17 protein-coding genes and 1 pseudogene are annotated in these 21,011 nt (G+C 60.8%); 8 read left to right on the forward strand and 10 right to left on the reverse strand.

Annotated elements, in window-relative coordinates; translation table 11 throughout:
• From G5358_RS09060 to proX, 3 genes and pseudogenes are all read left to right on the forward strand, one after another.
• Positions 1-138, forward strand: a pseudogene (locus G5358_RS09060) (glycine betaine/L-proline ABC transporter ATP-binding protein); the annotation flags it as partial.
• On the forward strand, positions 135-1,289 hold the full coding sequence (gene proW, locus G5358_RS09065) for a glycine betaine/L-proline ABC transporter permease ProW (protein ID WP_216953006.1): 1,155 nt from the start codon (positions 135-137) through the stop codon (positions 1,287-1,289). The pseudogene G5358_RS09060 and the gene proW, both read left to right, overlap by 4 nt.
• Positions 1,286-2,284, forward strand: coding sequence for a glycine betaine/L-proline ABC transporter substrate-binding protein ProX (proX, locus tag G5358_RS09070; protein WP_421323975.1), 999 nt, complete (start codon positions 1,286-1,288; stop codon positions 2,282-2,284). The genes proW and proX overlap by 4 nt, the downstream gene beginning before the upstream one ends.
• A gap of 93 nt (positions 2,285-2,377) precedes the next feature.
• Here the strand turns inward: proX and G5358_RS09075 are convergent, their stop codons facing one another.
• Genes G5358_RS09075 through G5358_RS09085 form a run of 3 tightly spaced genes read right to left on the reverse strand, consistent with a single transcriptional unit; the run spans position 2,378 to position 6,676 of the window.
• Positions 2,378-3,172, reverse strand: coding sequence for a phosphoadenylyl-sulfate reductase (locus G5358_RS09075; RefSeq protein ID WP_421323976.1), 795 nt, complete (start codon positions 3,170-3,172; stop codon positions 2,378-2,380).
• Positions 3,162-4,886: an assimilatory sulfite reductase (NADPH) hemoprotein subunit gene (gene cysI / locus G5358_RS09080; protein WP_058057178.1), complete on the reverse strand. Its 1,725-nt coding sequence runs from the start codon at positions 4,884-4,886 to the stop codon at positions 3,162-3,164. Before cysI ends, G5358_RS09075 begins: the two co-directional genes overlap by 11 nt.
• On the reverse strand, positions 4,886-6,676 hold the full coding sequence (locus G5358_RS09085; protein ID WP_216953009.1) for an assimilatory sulfite reductase (NADPH) flavoprotein subunit: 1,791 nt from the start codon (positions 6,674-6,676) through the stop codon (positions 4,886-4,888). The genes cysI and G5358_RS09085 overlap by 1 nt, the downstream gene beginning before the upstream one ends.
• Before the next feature lie 189 nt (positions 6,677-6,865).
• Here G5358_RS09085 and G5358_RS09090 point away from each other — a divergent pair, with 189 nt between their 5' ends.
• Complete coding sequence (locus G5358_RS09090) at positions 6,866-7,669, forward strand: PhzF family phenazine biosynthesis protein (protein WP_421323977.1); 804 nt, start codon at positions 6,866-6,868, stop codon at positions 7,667-7,669.
• A 133-nt stretch (positions 7,670-7,802) separates the two neighbouring features.
• Here the strand turns inward: G5358_RS09090 and lysS are convergent, their stop codons facing one another.
• Entirely contained in the window at positions 7,803-9,338 is a 1,536-nt protein-coding gene (lysS, locus tag G5358_RS09095; protein WP_127005945.1) for a lysine--tRNA ligase, read from the reverse strand.
• Between the two features lie 16 nt (positions 9,339-9,354).
• Positions 9,355-10,453, reverse strand: a protein-coding gene (gene prfB, locus G5358_RS09100; protein ID WP_100645262.1) for a peptide chain release factor 2 whose coding sequence is annotated in 2 segments (ribosomal slippage) — positions 9,355-10,377 and positions 10,379-10,453 — 1,098 coding nt in all. Because the reading frame shifts where the segments join, the coding sequence is not laid out codon by codon here.
• A 256-nt stretch (positions 10,454-10,709) separates the two neighbouring features.
• On the opposite strand from prfB, the gene G5358_RS09105 reads away from it, so the two are divergent.
• Positions 10,710-12,581 carry a methyl-accepting chemotaxis protein gene (locus G5358_RS09105; protein WP_201946356.1) on the forward strand — a complete coding sequence of 624 codons (1,872 nt, stop codon included), beginning with the start codon at positions 10,710-10,712 and terminating at the stop codon, positions 12,579-12,581.
• Positions 12,582-12,812: 231 nt separating this feature from the next.
• Here G5358_RS09105 and gltS read toward each other — a convergent pair whose 3' ends face one another.
• Positions 12,813-14,012 carry a sodium/glutamate symporter gene (gene gltS / locus G5358_RS09110; protein WP_108614086.1) on the reverse strand — a complete coding sequence of 400 codons (1,200 nt, stop codon included), beginning with the start codon at positions 14,010-14,012 and terminating at the stop codon, positions 12,813-12,815.
• A 446-nt stretch (positions 14,013-14,458) separates the two neighbouring features.
• Here gltS and ansA point away from each other — a divergent pair, with 446 nt between their 5' ends.
• Complete coding sequence (gene ansA / locus G5358_RS09115; protein WP_042054747.1) at positions 14,459-15,466, forward strand: asparaginase; 1,008 nt, start codon at positions 14,459-14,461, stop codon at positions 15,464-15,466.
• Positions 15,467-15,842: 376 nt separating this feature from the next.
• Here the strand turns inward: ansA and G5358_RS09120 are convergent, their stop codons facing one another.
• Entirely contained in the window at positions 15,843-16,136 is a 294-nt protein-coding gene (locus G5358_RS09120) for a YeaC family protein (RefSeq protein ID WP_043822177.1), read from the reverse strand.
• Positions 16,137-16,223: 87 nt separating this feature from the next.
• Positions 16,224-17,657 carry a glyceraldehyde-3-phosphate dehydrogenase gene (locus G5358_RS09125; protein WP_005335193.1) on the reverse strand — a complete coding sequence of 478 codons (1,434 nt, stop codon included), beginning with the start codon at positions 17,655-17,657 and terminating at the stop codon, positions 16,224-16,226.
• Positions 17,658-17,868: 211 nt separating this feature from the next.
• On the opposite strand from G5358_RS09125, the gene G5358_RS09130 reads away from it, so the two are divergent.
• Positions 17,869-18,669 (forward strand): DUF2989 domain-containing protein, encoded by an 801-nt coding sequence (locus G5358_RS09130; protein WP_216953011.1) that lies wholly within the window; start codon positions 17,869-17,871, stop codon positions 18,667-18,669.
• Positions 18,670-18,676: 7 nt separating this feature from the next.
• A complete protein-coding gene (locus G5358_RS09135) occupies positions 18,677-19,237 on the forward strand; it encodes an NUDIX hydrolase (protein ID WP_216953012.1) in 561 nt (186 codons plus the stop codon).
• Between the two features lie 106 nt (positions 19,238-19,343).
• On the opposite strand, the gene lipA is transcribed toward G5358_RS09135, so the two are convergent.
• On the reverse strand, positions 19,344-20,309 hold the full coding sequence (gene lipA, locus G5358_RS09140; protein ID WP_139740976.1) for a lipoyl synthase: 966 nt from the start codon (positions 20,307-20,309) through the stop codon (positions 19,344-19,346).
• Positions 20,306-20,983, reverse strand: coding sequence for a lipoyl(octanoyl) transferase LipB (gene lipB / locus G5358_RS09145; protein WP_216953013.1), 678 nt, complete (start codon positions 20,981-20,983; stop codon positions 20,306-20,308). The genes lipA and lipB overlap by 4 nt, the downstream gene beginning before the upstream one ends.
• Between the last annotated feature and the right edge of the window lie 28 nt (positions 20,984-21,011).

The raw sequence follows: 21,011 nt of genomic DNA on the forward strand, positions 1-21,011 counted from the left end.
ACCGCCCTCAACGAACTGATCAGCCAGGTGGCGGCCGCCCCCTGTCAGGTGCCCGTGGTCGAGGAGGATGGCACTTATCTGGGCCTCATCTCCAAGGCCAACCTGCTGAACACCCTGGACAGGAGTACCCCGGCATGAAGCTGATGAATCCCAATTTTTTACTGAGCGGGCTGCTGGCCCTGGTGCTGCTGGCGAGCCCCGCCCTGCGTGCCGATGAGGTGGCGGCCGACCCTTGGGGCGCCACGGCTTCTAGTGCCACCGAGGTGGCCGATCCCTGGAGTGATACCGCCACCGCCGCCACCGACTGGCAGAACCAGATCGAGACGGTGGATACCACAGCTGCCGTCGACTGGCTGGATCCCTTCCAGCAGGCGTTGGTGCCACTGGACAGCTGGGTCGAGGATGGCATCGGCTGGCTGGTGGACAACCTGCGTCCCGTGTTTCAGCTGATCCGTGCACCGGTGGAGCTGGCGCTGGGCGGCATGACCCATCTGCTGCAGACGGTACCTTCCACCCTGATGATCGGTCTGCTGACCCTGATCGCCTGGCAACTGGTGAACGCTCGCATGGCGCTGGGAACCCTGTTCTCGCTAGTGGTGGTGGGCCTTATCGGCGCCTGGTCCGATGCCATGGTGACCCTGTCGCTGGTGCTGACCTCGCTGTTCTTCTGCGTGCTGATCGGGCTGCCGGTCGGCATCCTGCTGGCGAGGAGCGAGCGACTGTCGCGCTGGACACGGCCGCTGCTGGATGCGATGCAGACTACCCCGGCCTTCGTCTACCTCATCCCCATCGTCATGCTGTTCGGTATCGGCAACGTGCCCGGGGTGGTGGTGACCGTCATCTTCGCGCTGCCGCCGATGATCCGGCTGACCATGCTGGGCATTCGCCAGGTGCCTGCGGATCTGGTTGAGGCGGCCCACTCGTTCGGTGCCAGCCCCTCTCAGCTGCTGTTCAAGGTACAACTGCCGCTCGCCATGCCCACCATCATGGCCGGGGTCAACCAGACCCTGATGCTGGCACTCTCCATGGTGGTGATCGCCTCCATGATTGCGGTGGGGGGCCTCGGCCAGATGGTGCTGCGCGGCATCGGCCGGCTCGACATGGGGCTCGCCTCCATCGGCGGCCTCGGCATCGTATTGCTGGCCATCGTGCTCGACCGCCTGACCCAGGCGATGGGACAGCCGGATCGCAGTCGTACCGGCCGCTGGTATCAGCGCGGCCCCGCCGCCCTGCTGCTGCGCCTGCTCGGCCGCGACAAGTCTATCGATTACAAAGGAGTAAATGCATGAGGCTCATTACCAAGACGCTGACCCTGGGTTCCCTGCTGTTGAGCTCCCAACTGCTCGGCCCGCTCGCCATGGCCAGCACCGAGCTGCCGGGGGAGGGAGTGCGCGTCCAGCCCCTGCAGAGCTCATTGCCGGAGGAGAGTTTTCAGACCTTGTTGGTCAGCAAGCTGATGGCGCGCCTCGGCTATGACGTCCAGCTGGCCCAGGAGGTGGATTACAACGTGGCCTACGCCTCGGTGGCGCAGGGGGATGGCACCTTCCTCGCCTTCAACTGGATACCGCTGCAAAACAACAAGTATGAGCAGGCTGGCGGCGACAAGGTGTTCTTCCGTGAGGGCACCTATGTGGCCGGGGCCGCCCAGGGCTATCTCATCGACAAGCAGACCGCGACTCGCTACGGCATCACCAATCTGGGTCAGCTCAAGGATCCCAAGCTGGCGGCGCTGTTTGACGGCGATGGCGACGGCAAGGCCGACCTGGTGGGTTGCAATCCGGGCTGGGGCTGCGAAGAGGCGATCAACCGTCATCTGGCCGGGTTTGGCCTGACCCCGACCGTCACTCACAAGCAGGGCAACTACGCGGCGCTGATCGCCGATACCCGTGCCCGTTACCAGGCCGGCAAGCCGGTGCTCTACTACACTTGGACCCCCTACTGGCTCAGCAGCGAGCTGGTGCCGGGCAAGGACGTGGTGTGGCTGGAGGTGCCCGCCGACGGCCCTGATGCGGCCAAGACCCGGCTGCCGAACGGCAAGAACTATGGCTTCCCGGTCAACACCATGCATATAGTGGCCAACAAGCAGTTCGCCGAGGCCAACCCGGCAGCCGCCAGGCTGTTCTCCATCGTCAAGCTTCCGCTCAATGACATCAACGTGCAGAACGGCCTGATGAACAAGGGGCAGAACAAGCCGGCGGATGTGGAGCGTCACGCCGACGCCTGGCTCAAGGGCCACGAGGTGCTGGTGAACGACTGGCTGACCCAGGCGCGCGCCGCCAAGTAATGAGGGGTGGAATGCCACCCTTTTGCGCAAATTAAAACGCCCGGCTGTTGCCGGGCGTTTTTTTATGAAAGCCGTGCGGGTGGACAGCCTGGCTCAGATGCCTGAGCCGTCGTTCTCGCCATTTTCCTCGTGCAAACCGCACTCGCGCTTGAGGCCGAAGAAGCGGGTCTGCTCCTCGCTCATGCCGGGCTCCCACTTGGCGGTGGTGTGGACATCGCCCACCGAGAGATAACCCTGCTCCCACAACGGGTGGTAGGGGAGGTCGAACTCCTTGAAGTAGTAGAAGACATCCTTGTTGCTCCAGTCGATCACCGGTAGGAACTTGAAGCGGCCGCGCTGGATGCCCAGCACCGGCAGCTTGCCACGGCTGCCGGACTGCTCCCGGCGCAGGCCGGAGAACCAGGTCTGGGCCCCCAGTTCACGCAGGGCGCGGTCCATCGGCTCCACCTTGTTGAGCTGGTTGTAGCGGGTGATCCCCTCCACCCCCTGCTCCCACAGGAGACCGAAGCGCGCCTCCTGCCAGGCAGGGCTGAGCTCGGCCCGGTAGCTCTTCAAGTTGAGCGCGAGGCGCTCGGTCAACTCGTCGATGAAACGGTAGGTCTCCGGGAACAGATAACCGGTATCGGTCAGCACTACCGGCACGTCGGCCCGCTCGCGGCTTACCAGATGGAGCATCAGCGCCGCCTGAATGCCGAAGCTGGATGAGAGCACATGCTCCCCCGGCAGATTGGCCAGGGCCCAGCGCACGCGCTCGGGGGCGCTCATGGTATCCAGCTCCCGGTTGAGGGGCGCCAGTGCCTCGACTTGCTCCTCACGGCCGAGGGCTAGCAGCGCCTGCAGGTCAAGGCGGCCATCTTCAGTGACATTAAGCGGCAGATTAAGCGGCATAGAAGTCCCTCGCAGAATCGACAACGGGGGCAATTACCCCAACCCGGATCACGAAGTCGCCGAAGCACTCACCCTGATTTCGCTCGGTGGCCCAGCGGCCGATCAACGCGTCCAGTTCGGCCAAAATCTGCTGCTCGGTGATGTTCTCGAGGTGCAGGCGCGGAATGCGGGTGCCCTCCAGGTTGCCCCCCAGATGGAGGTTGTAGCGGCCGGGCGCCTTGCCCACCAGACCTACTTCCGCCAGCATGGCGCGGCCGCAGCCGTTGGGGCAACCGGTGACCCGGAAGATGATGGCGTCATCCGCCAGCCCATGTTTGGTTAGCAAGCCCTCGATGTCGGTGACAAATGCTGGCAGCATGCGCTCCGCTTCAGCCATCGCCAGCGGGCAGGTAGGCAGTGCCACACAAGCCATGGACTGCTTGCGCTGCTCGCTTACGCCGTCATCCAGCAGGCCGTATTGGCGTGCCAGCCCTTCGATGCGGGCCTTCTCGCTGGCAGGCACCCCGGCGATGATCAGGTTCTGGTTGGCGGTCAGGCGAAAATCCCCCTGATGCACCTTGGCGATCTCCAGCATGCCGGTTTTGAGCGGCTTGCCCGGGAAGTCCAGCAGGCGGCCATTCTCGATAAACAGGGTGAGGTGGTGCTTGCCGTCGATCCCCTCGACCCAACCAAAGCGATCGCCACGGCTGGTGAACTCATAGGGGCGAACCGGCCCGAACTGGATGCCAGCGCGGCTCTCCACCTCGGCCTTGAAGGCTTCGACGCCAACCCGTTCAAGGGTGTACTTGGTCTTGGCGTTCTTGCGGTTGACCCGGTTGCCCCAGTCGCGCTGGGTGCTGACCACGGCGGCCGCCACCTCCAGTACGTGGGAGAGCGGAATAAAGCCAAAGTCGCTCGCCTTGCGCGGGTAGGTGCTGGTGTCGCCGTGGGTCATGGCGAGGCCCCCGCCCACCAGCACGTTGAAGCCAACCAGCTTGCCACCTTCGGCAATCGCCACGAAGTTGAGATCGTTGGCGTGGATATCCACGTCGTTGTGAGGCGGGATCACCACGGTCGTCTTGAATTTGCGCGGCAGGTAGTTGGACCCCAGGATCGGCTCCTCATCCTGCCCCAGTTTTTCACCGTCCAGCCAGATTTCCACGTAGGCGCGGGTCTTGGGCAGCAAGTGTTCGGATATCTTCTTGGCCCACTCGTAGGCCTCCTGATGCAGCTCGGACTCCACCGGGTTGCTGGTGCAGAGCACGTTGCGGTTCACATCGCCGGCGGTGGCGATGGAATCGATGCCGGTGCTGTTGAGGGTCTGGTGCATCAGCTTGATGTCGCGCTTCAATACCCCGTGGAACTGGAAGGTCTGACGGGTGGTCAGGCGGATGCTGCCGTAGAGGCTGTGCTCTTCGGCGAACTTGTCGATGATCTGCCACTGGGCCGGGGTGATGATCCCACCCGGCAGCCGGGCACGCAGCATGACGTTGTGCAGCGGCTCCAGCTTCTGGGCGGCGCGCTCCGGGCGGATGTCGCGGTCATCCTGCTGGTACATGCCGTGAAAGCGGATCAGCTGGAAGTTGTCGCCGTTAAAGCCGCCGGTGAGCGGGTCCTGCAGATCTTGCTCTATGGTGCCGCGCAGGAAGTTGCTCTCGCGCTTGAGGCGCTCGTTGTCGGCCAGCGGCCCTTCGACCGGTCCCGCTTTTGGGTGAGAAAGAGGTTGTTTGCTCATCAATAGACATCCCTTTGATAACGTTTGGCACGACGCAATTCGCTCAAATACTCTTCTGCTTCCTCACGGCTCTTGTGGCCGTGTTCGGCAATTACATCCAGCAGGGCCTCCTGCACATCCTTGGCCATTTTGTTGGCGTCGCCACACACATAGAAGTGAGCGCCTGCTTCCAGCCACTGGTAGAGCTCAAGCCCTGCCTCGCGCAGGCGGTCCTGCACATAAATCTTGTTGGCCTGATCCCGGCTGAAGGCTAGCGAGATCTTCGACAGCAGCCCCGATTTCACATAACGCTGCCACTCCACCTGATAGAGGAAATCCTGGGTAAAGTGGGGGTTGCCGAAGAAGAGCCAGTTCTTGCCTTCCGCGCCCTGAGCTTCCCGCTCCTGCATAAAGGCGCGGAACGGGGCGATGCCGGTGCCCGGGCCCACCATGATGACGGGGGTATCTGGGTTGGCAGGCAGGCGGAAGTTGTCGTTGTGCTCGACAAACACCCGCACCTCGCCATCCTCAATCAGCCGATCCGCCAGATAGGAGGAGGCGGCGCCAGAGCGCACAGTGCCATCTTCTTGCGGGTAACGCACCACGCCGACGGTCAGGTGCACCTCCTCTTCCACTTCGCTCTGGGCGGAGGCGATGGAGTAGAGGCGCGGGGTGAGGGGTCGCAGCAGGCCAACCAGCTGCTCGGCCGTGAGCGCGGTCGGGAAGCGTTTCAGCACATCCACCACTTGGGCAGAGGCGACCAGTGCATTGACCTGGGCCTGGTCACCGGCCAAGTCTTTCAGCGCCGCGTTGTCCGATATGTCAGCGAGCCCTGTGATAAAGCCGCCGTGCAGCCGGGTCAGTTCGAAGTGACCGGTCAGTGCGGCGTGCAAGGTGCCGTGAGCCGTGGCTTCATCGCCAGAGAGGCCGGTCAGGGCCAGCACTTCGCCCACCAGTTCGGCGTCATTGTCGAACCAGACACCGAGGGCATCCCCCGGCTGATAGGTGAGGCCGGAGTCGGCCAGATTGATTTCGATATGGCGGATATCCTTGGTGGAATCCCGGCCTGTGATCTTCTGATTGACCGACAGGCGGGCAGGGAAGGGGTTCTCCTTGCTGTACTGGCTGTGGCCAACCGCCTGCTGCACCGCGCTGGCTACGCTGTTGCTGGCAGCACCGGTAGAGAGGGTCGTGGCAATGGCGTTGAGCGCTTGTTCGCCCCACGACTTGGCTGCATCCTGATAATCCACATCGAGGCTGGCGAGCTCATAAATGCGCTCGGCTCCAGCGGTGGCGAGGAAGTTGTCAAAATCTTTGCCGGTCTGGCAGAAAAATTCGTAGGAGCTGTCACCCAGCCCCAGCACCGCGAACTTGAGGCCGTCCAGCTTGCCGATCTTGCCTTTTTTAAGCTGCTCGAACAGATCGACTGCGCTCTCCGGCGGTTCACCCTCCCCGTAAGTGCTCACTACCACCAGCAGATGGCTTTCTTTCTTGAGCTGCTTGGGTTTGTAGTCGGCCATCGACGCTAGGGTGGCCGGTAGACCACGGGCTTCGGCCTGCGCCTTGATGGCAGTAGCGACGCCTTTGGCGTTGCCGGTCTGGGAGCCGTAGAGAATGGTCAGGCTGCCGCTGGGCGCAGCCACGGCGGCGCTGGCAGCAACGTTCTGGTGACCACTCTGGGAGAGGCCGTAGAGATATCCGCTCACCCAGGCCAGTTGCTGGGTATTGAGGGTCGAGAGTACCTGGCCCAGCTGACGTTGCTGCTCGTCAGAGAGGGGGGAGAGGTTGAATGGGGAATCCTTCAATTGCATCACACGCGTCTTCCATGGTCTGATTTTTGGCCAGATTAAAGGGCGTGTTGGATAACAACAAAGAATAAAAATGTCTTCTTTATTCTATTAATGCATTAAAGGGGCAGAGGTACGCCTGTTCCCGCAGCAAAAGAGGGGCGTGGTATAAAGAGCGTTAAATGAGAGCCACTTGATAACACAGGAAGTGCCATGTCGAATATCCGATTGTTTCATGTCAATGCGTTCAGTCAGCAGCCCCTTGGTGGCAATCCCGCGGTGGTCGTATTGGGAGCAGCCCTGCCTGATGCCAGCCAGTTGGCGATGGCGGCCGAGTTCAATCTCTCCGAGACGGCCTTTCTGGTGCAACTTGGCAGGGCCCATTACCAGTTACGCTGGTTCACGCCGAAAGTCGAGGTTGATCTCTGCGGTCATGGCACCTTGGCGGCTGCTCATGTGTTGTGGCAGACAGGAGCGGTCGCTGCACACGAGACTATCCGCTTCGAGACCCGTAGTGGTGAGCTGCTGGCCCGGCGCGAAGGGGAGTGGATTTGGCTCGATTTTCCACGTATCGCGTTGACGCCACTGACGCTGGATCCCGCCTATGCTGCCGCGCTTGGTTGCCAGCCACGACAGACCTTGGCGGTCGGGGCCAAGTTCTTGCTGGAGCTGGCAAGTGAAGAGGAGATCCGCGCTATTTCGCCTGATTTCCATGCCCTGCGCGCCCTGCCGGGACGGGGGGTGATAGTGACGGCGCCCTCAAACGACTCGAACCATGACTTTGTCTCCCGATATTTCGCCCCTTGGGTGGGCGTCGATGAGGATCCGGTTACTGGTTCCAACCACTGCGCTCTGGCGTCCTTTTGGGCTGAACGGTTTGGTAAACGGCAACTGCGGGCCCGTCAGATTTCGGCCCGTGGTGGTGAGTTGCGGCTTGAACTGCAGGAGGATCGGGTACTGATTGCCGGTCAGGCCGTCACATTGTGGCAGGGGGAGTGGCTGCTGCCACCGGCCTGACAAGTGGCAAGTCGGCGGCGTATTAAAGGTTCGCCACTGGTTTGTGTCCGCCATAAAAAACGCCCCGTGGTTGCGGGGCGTTTTGACTGTCATGGACGGCAGCTGTGCTGCTGTGGCCCTGTTTCTGCGGCTCTTACTTTTGCGGACGCAGGGCCGGGAACAGAATGACGTCGCGGATGGTGTGGCTGTTGGTGAACAGCATGACCAGACGGTCGATACCGATACCCTGACCGGCAGTCGGCGGCAGGCCGTGTTCCAGTGCGGTGACGAAGTCGGCGTCGTAGAACATGGCTTCGTCGTCGCCTGCTTCTTTCTGATCAACCTGATCCTGGAAGCGCTTGGCCTGATCTTCTGCATCGTTCAGCTCGGAGAAGCCGTTGGCCAGCTCGCGGCCACCGATGAAGAACTCGAAGCGGTCGGTTACGTCCGGGTTCACGTCGTTGCGGCGGGCCAGCGGAGAAACGGCAGCCGGGTACTCGGTGATGAAGGTCGGTTGCAGCAGCATGTGCTCCACGGTCTCTTCGAAGATCGCGGTGATCACGTGGCCCAGTTCCCATCCCTTCATCAGATCGATGTGCAGACGCTTGGCAACGGCCTTGGCGCTCTCGAGGGTAGCCAGATCGTCCAGGGTTACATCCGGGTTGAACTTCAGGATGGACTCGACCATGGTGAGGCGCTGGAACGGCTGACCGAAATCGATGGTCAGACCCTCTTCGCCCTCTTTGGCGTAACGGATCTTGGTGTCGCCCAGAATGTCCTGCGCCAGGGTACGCAGCAGCTCTTCGGTCAGGTCCATCAGATCGATGTAGTCGGCGTAGGCCATGTAGAACTCGATCATGGTGAACTCGGGGTTGTGACGAACCGAGATACCTTCGTTACGGAAGTTGCGGTTGATCTCGTAGACACGCTCGAAACCACCGACCACCAGACGCTTCAGGTAGAGCTCCGGAGCGATACGCAGGTACATATCGATGTCCAGCGCATTGTGGTGAGTGACGAACGGACGCGCGGAGGCACCACCCGGGATGACTTGCATCATCGGGGTTTCCACTTCCATGAAGCGCTTTTCATTGAAGAATTTACGGATACCGGCAACCACCTGGGTGCGGATCATGAAGGTCTTGCGGGACTCTTCGTTGGCGATCAGATCCAGGTAGCGCTGGCGGCAGCGAGCTTCCTGGTCGGTCAGGCCTTTGTGCTTCTCGGGCAGCGGACGCAGCGCCTTGGTCAGCAGGCGGATATCGGAAACGTGAACGGAGAGCTCACCGGTCTGGGTCTTGAACAGGGTACCTTCGACACCCACGATGTCGCCCAGATCCCACTTCTTGAACTGCTCGTTGTAGAAACCTTCCGGCAGGTCGTCACGGGTGACGTAGACCTGGATCTTGCCGGCCATGTCCTGCAGGGTGGCGAAAGAAGCCTTGCCCATGATCCGGCGGGTCATGATGCGACCGGCAATCTTCACCCGTTTACCCAGGCTCGTCAGCTCCTCGGCGCTTTTGTCGTCGAACTCTGCGTGCAGATCGCCAGAGAGGCTGTCGCGACGGAAGTCGTTGGGGAAAGGATTACCCTGGGCGCGCAGGGCGGCCAGCTTGGAACGACGCTCGGTCATCTCGTTGTTGAGTTCGAGAGTTTGGTCGACTTCCGGAGTGATGGTTTGTTCAGACATGGTGATTCCTGCTTGTTTACAGACCTGATTTCAGGCTGGCTTCGATAAACTTGTCCAAGTCACCGTCGAGCACCGATTGGGTATTACGGGTTTCGACGCCGGTGCGCAGATCCTTGATACGGGAGTCATCCAGCACATAGGAACGGATCTGGCTGCCCCAACCGATATCAGACTTGGTCTCTTCCAGGGCTTGTTTCTCAGCGTTCTGCTTCTGAATTTCCAGCTCGTAGAGCTTGGCTTTCAGCTGCTTCATACACTGGTCTTTGTTTTTGTGCTGGGAACGGTCGTTCTGGCACTGTACCACGACACCGGTCGGAACGTGGGTAATACGTACCGCGGATTCGGTTCGGTTAACGTGCTGACCACCGGCACCGGAGGCACGGTAGACGTCGATCCGCAGATCCGCCGGGTTGATCTCGATATCGATATCGTCGTCGATCTCGGGGTAGACGAACACAGAACAGAAGGAGGTGTGACGGCGGCCACCGGAATCGAACGGAGACTTGCGAACCAGACGGTGTACGCCGGTTTCGGTACGCAGCCAGCCGAATGCATATTCGCCGGTGAACTTGATGGTGGCGGATTTGATACCAGCCACGTCGCCTTCGGAGCATTCAATCAGCTCGGGCTTGTAGCCGTGGGCATCGCCCCAGCGCAGGTACATGCGCAGCACCATGTTGGCCCAATCCTGCGCTTCGGTACCACCGGAGCCGGATTGAATATCGATATAGCAGTCGGAGCCGTCGTGCTGGCCGGAGAACATGCGGCGGAACTCGAGGTCCACCAGCTTGGCTTCCAGTTGCTCGGATTCGGCGATAGCTTCGTTGAAGGTCTCTTCGTCTTCTCCTTCCACGGCCAGGCTCACCAGCATCTCGACGTCATCCACGCCCTGGGTCAGGGTGTCGATGGTGCCGACCACGTTTTCCAGCGCGACGCGCTCTTTGCCCAGCGCCTGTGCGCGCTCGGGTTCATTCCATACGTCCGGCTGTTCCAGCTCGGCGTTGACCTCTTCTAGACGCTCTTTCTTGGCGTCATAGTCAAAGGTACCCCCTAAGAAGCTCGGTCCGCTCAGACAGCTCCTTAAGTTTATTTAATACGGGATTAACTTCGAACATCGTGAAAACTCTCAGGGTCGATGTGATTTAAAAACGGGATATTCTAGCCAATTGTGGAAGGAATAAACAGGGTTGCCTTGGCTTGTGCGGCTCATGCCGTCAATTTCTGGTGCACTTTTCTCCACCTCGGTAGAAAATATCGCCCGCCGACCCATTTTCAGGTTCAGTTTTGGCCATTCGGGTCGCTAATGACTACGTGTAGTGTTGTGCAATTTAGGGAAAAACCCGCTCCTCACCTCAATAAGAAGAACACATGATGAAAAACCTGTCACTCAAGCAGAAGATACTGTTGTCAGTGGTGATCGCCCTTTCGCTGGTGATCTCGTTGCTCTCCTGGCAGAGCTATAGCAGCCAGAAGAGTCTGTTGCTGCAAGGCAGCCAGGAGCAGTTGCAGCGGTTGGGCACCCAGCAGGCCGAGCGTGTCAGCGACTGGCTCGCCGCCCGTCGCGACGTCATTCAGGCGCTTGGCAACAAGGCCGGTGTCGACCCCCTCAATGCCTTGCAACAGGCACAAGTTTCCGGCCGTTTCCAGCTCACCTATTTCGGTGAGAGCAGCGGCAAGATGAATGACTCCGATCCCTCCATCAACCGCGATGGCTACGACCCGCGCTCCCGTGGTTGGTATCAGGAAGCAATGGGCAAGGGCGGCCTGATTGTCACCAAGCCCTATCTCGACGTGGCTTACAACATCATGGTGGTGACCCTGGCCCAGCCGGTTTCTGGCGGGGTAGTCGGTGGTGACCTCTCCATCGCCTCGCTGGTGGAGGACGTCACCAAGATGAAGCTGCCGGCCGATGGTTTTGCCATCATGATGCACAAAGACGGCACCATCATCGCCTACAAGGATGCCGCCAAGGCGATGAAACCGGCCACCGAGATCGACAACGATCTGACCAATGCGCTGATCGAGCAGAGCAAGGCCAGCAACGGTCTGGTGGCGGCCTACTTCGACAACGAAGGACGTGACAAGCTGCTGTGGGCGGTCGATATCCCCGACACCGACTGGGAACTCGTGTTGGTGCTGGACAAGGCCGCGCTGGAAGCGCCGCTCTCCTCCCTGCTGATGACCCAGCTGGGCATGGCGCTGCTGGTGCTGGTGGGCAGTATCCTCGCTATCTCCTGGCTGGTCAGCATGCTGCTGGGCCCGCTCAGCAAGGTCTCCCAGGCACTGGCACGCATTGCCGATGGTAACGGCGATCTGACCCAGCGCATCAAGATCGATGCCAACGATGAAGTGGGTCAGCTGGCGAACAGCTTCAACCGCTTCGTCGGCAGCCAGCACCAGCTGATCGGTAATATCCGCCAGCTGGCCAACGAGCTGAACGCCGATGCCGAGCGCAGTCTGGTGACCAACCAGGCCGCGGTGGACGAGCTGCAGCGTCAGCAGCAGGAGGTGACCATGGTCGCCACTGCGGTCACCGAGATGGCGAGCGCCACCATGGAGATCGCCGGCAACGCCGAGAACACCGCCGCCGCTGCCCAGCAATCTGCCCAGAGCAGTGAGCAGGGCAAGATGCTGGTGAACAAGACCCGCCAGTCCATCAATGGTCTGGCTGAAGAGGTGGGGCAGGCGACCGAGGTGATCGGCGAGCTGAGCCGTCACGCGCAGGCCATCACCAGCATCCTCTCCACCATTCAGGGGATTGCCGAGCAGACCAACCTGCTGGCGTTGAACGCGGCCATTGAAGCGGCCCGCGCCGGTGAGCAGGGTCGTGGTTTTGCGGTGGTGGCTGACGAGGTGCGGGTACTGTCTCGCCGTACTCAGGACTCCACCCAGCAGATCCAGTCCACCATCGAGACCCTGCAACAGACCACCGCCCGCGCGGTGAGCCTGATGCAGACCAGTCAGGGGCTGGCGGACAACAGCGTGCAGGATGCGGATCAGGCGGTGCGCGCACTGGAAGAGATCACCAGTGCCATCTCCCTCATCTCCGACATGGCGGGCCAGATCGCCACTGCCGCTGAGGAGCAGACCCAGGTGACCGGCGAGATCACCCAGAACACCACCGCCATCAAGGATGTGAGTGACGAGATCACCGCCGCCGCCATGCGCGATCTGGATCAGGCCCAGAGTCTCAAGGGACGGGCAGCTGACCTTAACCAGCAGGTGTCGACCTTTATCCTGTAAGGTGCAACTCTCGGCCTGTTCCGGCTGAGATAAAAAAGCCCCGCCCTCTGTCGAGTGCGGGGCTTTTTGTTGTTCGGGGAAGTGCGGGATATAGGGATTCCGGGTTGCTCGCGGGTCACCCTGGTGGCGGATACGAGCCCCGGCTCTGCCTGCGTCACCTGGCGAGTCGATAACAAACAAAGAGCCCACCGAAAGGTGGGCTCTGATCATATACGTCTGACGGAAAGGGAATTACAGGAATGGCATCGCCATAAACAGCTTGATCACCATGGCGTTGATGATGTCGATAAAGAAGGCGCCCACCATGGGCACCACCAGAAACGCCAGGTGGGAGGGTCCGAAGCGCTGGGTGATGGCCTGCATGTTGGCGATGGCGGTCGGGGTGGCCCCGAGGCCAAAGCCGCAGTGACCTGCCGCCAGCACGGCTGCATCATAGTTGCTGCCCATGACCCGGAAGGTGACGAAGATGGCGTAGAGCGCCATTGCCACGGTCTGGGCGGCCAGCAGAATGAAGATGGGCAGGGCCAGGCTGGCCAGATCCCACAATTTCAGGCTCATCAGTGCCATGGCGAGGAACAGCGACAGGCTGACGTTGCCCAGCAGGGAGACCTCGCGATCGCTCACCTCATGCCAGTTCAGCAGGGTCAGGACGTTGCGCAGCAGCACGCCGACAAACAGCACGCAGACAAAGATCGGCAGCTCGAAGGCGCCCCCTTTGAGAGAGGCCGAGAGCAGCTCGCCACCCTTGAGGCTGATGGCTATCAATGCCAGCGTTTCGATAACGCTGAAAGTGGTGAGGGGGCGCTCCATATCTGGCATTTCGAAGCCCTGGGGGGCCTCATCCTGATTGTGCTCCTCACCGGGCACCTGCACTTTCTTCACCAGATAGCGAGCCACCGGGCCGCCGATCAGGCCGCCCAGCACCAGACCGAAGGTGGCGCAGGCGATGGCGAGTTCGGCAGCGGATTGCACGCCGTATTTCTCGGAGAAGGTGGCACTCCAGGCCGCCCCGGTGCCGTGGCCGCCGGAGAGAGTGATGGAGCCGGCCAGCAGCCCCATATGGGGATCCAGACCGAGCAGGGTCGCCAGACCGACACCCAGACTGTTCTGCACCAGCAGCAGGCCGGTGACCACCATCAGGAAGGTAACCACCGCCTTGCCGCCGCGTTTCAGGCTGGCGAGATCGGCGGAGAGACCGATGGAGGCGAAGAAGGCCAGCATCAGCGGGGTTTGCAGGCTGGTATCAAATTGCAGCTCCATCTGCAGGGTGGAGCGCAGCAGCAGCAGTACCAGCGCGACCACCAGGCCGCCGGCTACCGGTTTGGGGATGTTGAAGGTACGCAGCAGCCCGACTCGGGTAACCAACACCCGGCCAAGCAGCAATACCAGAGTGGCAGCGACCAGCGTTGCGTAGGAATCAAGTTGTAACATTCAGTACTCCCATGTTGATTGGCTGTGTCTTTCATAGCAAAAGACTTACAGATTCAGCCGGGATGAAAACAGTGTGGCTCATGCGCCAACAAAGAAGGGGAAACATCTCCCCGCCCCAGGAAAGATGGGGCTTGTGCGGGCCTGAAATGCTCAGGCATCCAGATGAGATTTTAGTAAAATCCGGCGGATTGTAGCAAAAAGCATCGTTTAATTCCATCTTTGTCGTATTAATGCTCGTTTTAGTGGTTTATTGTGACATTTAGCACTATGTAGGTAGAGGGCAGAAAAGCCGAAAAGGGTGCATGGAACGGCTGTCATTTGGGGCGCCAGTCTCTATAATTCGCCGGTTTCCGCTGCACGCAGAGGCGCTGGCGGGCGTTGACATTGTGGTTCACCCCGACATGGTTCATGTTCCGGCGGTGTTCACTTCATCAAGAGGAGAGGGTGTGAAGAAGTCTATCTACATTGCCTACACAGGCGGCACCATTGGGATGCAGCGTTCCGATCACGGCTACGTGCCGATGGCGGGCTTTATGGAAGACTGTCTGGCGCGGATGCCCGAGTTCCACCGCCCCGAGATGCCGGATTACCATATCCACGAATATGCGCCCCTCATCGACTCCTCCGACATGACCCCGGCGGATTGGCAGCGCATCGCCGAGGATATTCGCGACAACTACGAGAAATACGATGGTTTCGTGATCCTGCACGGCACCGACACCATGTCGTTCACCGCCTCGGCGCTCTCCTTCATGCTGGAAGATCTGCACAAGCCGGTCATCATCACCGGCTCCCAGATCCCGTTGGCCGAGTTGCGCTCCGACGGTCAGCAGAATCTGCTCAACGCCCTCTATATCGCGGCCAACTACCCGATCCACGAGGTGACGCTGTTCTTCAACAACCAGCTCTATCGCGGCAACCGCAGCAAGAAGGTGCATGCAGACGGCTTCCACGCCTTCGACTCCCCCAACTATCCGCCGCTGCTCAATGCCGGGATCGCCATCTCGCTGGAGGCGGGCGAGCTGGGCGTGCCCTCCGCGCGGCCGCTGGTGCTGCACGACATCACCCCCCAGCCCATCGGCGTGGTGACCCTCTATCCGGGGATCTCCAGCGAGGTGATCGCCAACATCCTGCAACAGCCGGTGAAGGCGCTGATCCTGCTGTCGTTCGGGGTCGGCAATGCGCCGCAAAACCCGGCCATGCTGGCGCTGCTCTCCGAGGCTTCGGCCCGCGGCGTCATCATCGTCAACCTGAGCCAGTGCCTGCACGGCAAGGTCAATATGGGGGGCTATGCCACCGGCAACGCCCTGTCGCGGGCCGGGGTGATCTCGGGCTTTGATATGACCGCCGAAGCGGCGCTCACCAAGCTGCACTTCCTGCTGAGCCAGGACTTGCCCTCCCACCGCATTCGCGAGTTGATGCAACAATCCCTGCGTGGTGAGCTTACCCCCTGAGAAACTGTCCATGACCTTACTGCGAAGCCGTGATCAAGGCTCATGTGCTGCTCGGAATCCTCATGTATGCGTATACACTCCGGTTCCTGCGCTGCTCTTCACCTTGCTGACGCCTTCTCGCGACAGGTCGTGAACAGCTTCTGACCTCCCTACCATGGGGGAGAGGGGATAGATCGAGGTGGCGAGGTTTGCCATGAAGATCGCCGGCAGGTGGCCCGTTCACTGTTCGCAGGTGCGAGCCTGCTCCCTTCTCCCCCTGGCGGGAGAAGGGCTGGGGATGAGGGGGATGAGTCATCCTGCATAGATAGGAAAAGAGGGGAGCCATCATGGCTCCCCTCTCTGTTGTGGCCGCCGCGAGCGGCCTGCCGGGTCAGGTTCAGTGGTTGAGGTCGACCCGCACTATCTCTTCCTCGTCGCGATACTGACGCTTGAGCTCGCTCTTGCTCTTCATCACGATCTCGCCGTCACGACCTATGTTCATGTGCTCGGGATTGTCGATGTGCATCGCCTGCCAGGCCATCACGGCTTGCAGGGAGGTGGCCTTCTGCTCGTCGGTGAGGGGCTTGCCATCGGGCCACTTGCCCAGCTCGACTGCGGTCTTGAGCCGCTCGTACACCTCTGCGGGCATCTGCCTGATTGCTTGCAAAAACTCACCCTGTTGAAACGACATTCGACCTCTCCTTGAACTATTGAGCCATAAACTGCGGGGTCAGCCCGGCAGATCCTGGCGGGCTGTGCAGGTAAACCCTATCGGGGTCTATGCAGGTAGATCCTGGCGGACTACGCCAGCCATCTGCTCCATCACCCTCACTACCTGACAACTGTACCCGAACTCGTTGTCATACCATACGTAGAGCACGCAGTGATCCCCCTCGGCGATGGTCGCCTGGGAGTCGACGATGCCCGCATAACGGGAACCTACCATGTCGGAGGAGACCAGCTCGGTGCTGGCGCTGAAGTCGATCTGGCGATGGAGGGCCGAGCTTAGCGCCATCTGCTGCAGATAGGCGTTGAGGCTCTCCCGATCGGTGGCCTGCTCCAGCGACAGATTGATAATCGCCAGCGAGACGTTGGGGGTCGGTACCCGGATGGCGTTGCCGGTCAGCTTGCCCTTGAGCTCGGGCAGCGCCTTGGCCACCGCCTTGGCGGCGCCGGTGCTGGTCATCACCATATTGAGGGCCGCGCTGCGACCGCGGCGCTCGCCTTTGTGGTAGTTGTCGATGAGGTTCTGATCGTTGGTGTAGGAGTGGACCGTCTCCACGTGGCCGTGGCGGATGCCGAACCGCTCCTGCATTACCTTGAGCACCGGGGTGATGGCGTTGGTGGTACAGGAGGCGGCGGAGATGATCCTGTCATCCGGGCCTATCACCTCATGGTTGACCCCGAACACCACGTTCTTCATCTCCCCCTTGCCGGGGGCGGTCAGCAGCACCTTGCCAGCACCGCGCGCTTTCAGGTGCTCGGAGAGGCCAGCCTCATCGCGCCAGACCCCGGTGTTGTCGACGATCAGCGCATCGTGAATGCCGTAAGCTGTGTAGTCGATGTCAGCCGGGCTATTGGCGTAGATCACCTGAATGAAGGTGCCGTTGGCGATGATGGCGCTGCGCTCCACATCCACCTCGATGGAGCCGTTGAAGGGGCCGTGTACCGAGTCGCGGCGCAGCAGGCTGGCGCGTTTTTCCAGATCCCCGTCGCGACCACCGCGTACCACGATGGCGCGCAGGCGCAGCGGATTGGCGGCGCCGGTACGCTCGATCAGCAGGCGGGCCAGCAGGCGGCCGATACGGCCAAAGCCGTAGAGCACCACGTCGGTCGGCTGCGGCATCTGGTTGCGGCCAAGGGCCGGTGCCAGTCGCGCTTGCAGATAGTCCTCGATCCCCGCCTCATCCTGATGATCCTGCCAGTAGCCGACTGCCAGCTTGCCAAGGTCTACCTCGGCAGCGGTGGGTTTGAGGGCAACGATGGCCTGAAGCAGGGGGAAGCTTTGCTGGATGGGGAGGGGAGCGCCCTGGTGGCGGCGGACGACCCGGTGGGCCTTGAGGATATCGATGGTGGAGGCGTTTTGCAGTGGGCGGCCGTAGAGGGTGATCTCGACCCCTTGTTGTCGGTAGAGGCGACCAATCAAGGGTTGCATGGCTTCGGCGAGCTCCTGGCTCTCCTGCCACGCTTGCAAGTAGTGCTCGTGGGTCATTGACCAGATCCTTTCTTTCACGTTGTTGGTGTAAATAGAAAATTCGTCGAATGCAGATCAGTGTAGGGGTCTATATTTCGTTATATTATTCTGCAATCGCGGCCTTATATGGCGCGCGCATTGTAATGGATATGTAACCGGTTTGCTAGCCGGTGGTGGCCGACAGAGGCTTCAGTTGTTACCAACCCGCGTTACCAACAAGATGTGAATCATGGCCAATTTCCTCCTGCGACAGACCTTCATCATGCTTTCAGTCGGCCTTGCCGTAGCTGGCTGCAATGACGATCGGATCCACAATATCTGCAGCAACCATGCCGAGCTCTGTCAGGATCTGGTGGACGATGGCTGGTGTCGCTACGAGCGTACCGATGTGATCCGCAGCCGCTTCTATCTCAAGGAGGAGAGAACGGATCGGCGCAAGTACGAGCTGATGCGCAACCTTGAGCGCTATCTTAAGTGTGCCGAGCGCTCTACCAACATCGAGTATAAGAATGCCCGCGAGCAGAAGAGCCCACGGGTGGAGGGGATGCTGGCGGCTGGCGAACAGCTGGCCCAGCTCGATGTGGCCACCCGCAACTCGCAGGATCCCTACTTGCTGCTCTGGCACTGGACCAACAACACCAACGAGCTGGCCCGTCAGCAGTTTATGGCGCTGGAAGGTAACAAGGTGCTCGACGAACCGGAACTTCAGCTGGCCCTAGGCGGAGCCTACGCCAAGAGCGACCCCGAGAAAGCTATTTCCATCATGCATCACGGTCTCTCCCTCTATCGGGAAGGTGACAAGATAAACAGCCGCCTGCTCACCTCCCTCAGCACCCTCTATATGGGCCAGAAGCAGTACGGGCTGGCCTATCTGTGGGGCAAGGTGAGTGAGTCTTTTCAGGATGCGCCAGAGGTCTCTGCCAGGCGTTTTGGTATTTATCACACCCTGAGCAAAACAGATCAGGATGCCTACGACGTGCGAGCGGCTGAAATAGTCGATCAACTGAAACATGGCAGCTATCGGCACTGAGGCTCTGATGATTGCACTATCCCCGGCCAGCTGCTGGCCCGCACCTTTTTCCCTCTCGTTTGTTCATGGCGAGGTGATCACCGATGGCCATACCCTGGAACGCCTTACGGTACGTGCCGTAGTACTCCGTGGCGACGAGTTGCTGCTGGTTCACTCCCGGGTCAACGGTGATCTGATGTTTCCTGGCGGCGGCGTTGAAGCGGGGGAAAACCACCATGTGGCGCTGGCCCGCGAGCTGAAGGAGGAGTGTGGTGCCGAGTTGCTGGAAGTAGGGACCCTGCTTGGCGAGACCCGGGAATACCGCGCCGCCCGCGAGCCGGGGTTCGATGCCTACTGCATCCGCTCGCTCTACTACTTGTGCCGGATTGGTGATCAACTGGTGGAGCCACAGCCACAGCCCTACGAGATCCGCCTTGGCTTCGTGCCCGGCTGGTTTGCCCTCGACGAAGCGCTGCAGACCAACAAGACCCAGCTGGCGGGGCCCTGTCCCCAGTGGACGGCGCGAGAGACCCGGGTGCTGGCCCAGTTGCAACGCTGGCATCAGCAGGGGGTCTTCGACCACGGCTGATGAGTAGATCAAGCTGCAACGGTCAGTGACACCAACAGAAAGAGCGCCAATAGGCGCTCTTTCTCATTGCGAGGGTGGCGGTTACTGGCCGCTCTATCGTGCGAGGTTACTTGACCTCTTCGCCCTTGGCTTGCAGATCCGCGTGATAGGAGGAGCGCACGAAAGGACCGCAGGCGGCGTGGGTAAAGCCCAGCTCCATGGCGACATCTTTCAGCTCGTCAAACTCTGCTGGCGGCACGTAGCGCTTGACCGGCAGGTGGTGGCGGCTTGGCTGCAGATACTGACCCAGGGTCAGCATGTTGACGCCGTGAGCGCGTAGATCCTTGAGCACCTCGACGATCTCTTCGTTGGTCTCGCCAAGGCCCATCATCAGACCGGACTTGGTCGGTACATGGGGGTGCATCTCCTTGATACGGCGCAGCAGCTCCAGCGACCACTTGTAGTCGGCACCCGGGCGAGCGACGCGATACATGCGCGGCGCAGTTTCCAGGTTGTGGTTGAAGACGTCCGGCGGCGTTTCGCGGAACACCTCAAGGGCCTGCTCCATCCGGCCACGGAAGTCCGGGGTCAGGATCTCGATGCGGGTCTGCGGGCTGTGCTCGCGGATCTCGCGGATGCAGTCGGCGAAGTGCTGGGCACCGCCGTCGCGCAGATCGTCGCGGTCCACCGAGGTGATCACCACATACTTGAGGTTCATCTCCTTGATGGTCAGCGCCAGCTTCTTCGGTTCTTCCGGATCGAGTGCCAGCGGGCGGCCGTGGGCCACGTCGCAGAAGGGGCAGCGACGGGTGCAGATCGCGCCCATGATCATGAAGGTGGCCGTGCCGTGGTTGAAACACTCCGCCAGGTTGGGGCAGGAAGCCTCTTCACAGACCGAGTGCAGCTTGTTCTTGCGCAAGGTGCTCTTGATGTGTTCGATCTTCTGGCTGGAAGGGGGGAGTTTGATCCGCATCCAGTCCGGCTTGCGAAGGATTTCTTCGTTGGGATCCGGCATGAATTTCACCGGGATCAGGGCCATCTTGTCGCCATCGCGCAGCTTGACGCCCGGCTCCATACGAACGGGTTTGCTCATGATTCACTCTCGGTGTTTGTTATTGTCTGATAGCCAATCAGGCTGGCCAGTTCGGCCACCAGAATGGATTGCGCCTCGGCCACGCTCTGCGGGCCGCCCAGGGCGCTGGTCTGGGTCATGGCCATGCCCGCATAGCCGCACGGATTGATGTGCAGGAAGGGGGTCATGTCCATGTTGATGTTGAGGGCCAGCCCGTGGAACGAGCAACCCTTGCGGATGCGCAGTCCCAGCGAGGCCAGTTTGGCCTCCATGCCAAGGTCATTTTTCACATAGACCCCGGGGGCATCTGCCTTGGCATAGGCCTGGATATTGCTTTTGGCCAGGGTGTTGATGATGGCTGTTTCCAGCGCGGTCACCAGCTCGCGCACCGAGAATTTGCAGCGGCGGACATCCACCAGGACGTAGAGCACCAGCTGGCCCGGGCCGTGATAGGTCACCTGACCGCCGCGATCGCTCTGCACCACCGGGATATTGCCCGGATTGAGCAGGTGTTCGGCCTTGCCGGCCTGGCCCTGGGTGTAGACGGGGTCATGTTCGACCACCCAGAACTCGTCCGGGGTGTCGCTGGTGCGGTTGTCGGTGAAGGCTTTCATGGCGTCCCATACCGGCTGGTAGGGGCGGCGACCCAGCTGCCTGACTATCAGGCTGTGCTGAGCGGGGATCTGGGATGACATGGTGTCCTCGTGGCGTGCTGCGGCCAAA

The organism is Aeromonas sp. 604176 (genome assembly GCF_049170755.1).
In the GTDB taxonomy this organism is placed as follows: Bacteria; Pseudomonadota; Gammaproteobacteria; order Enterobacterales; family Aeromonadaceae; genus Aeromonas; species Aeromonas veronii_A.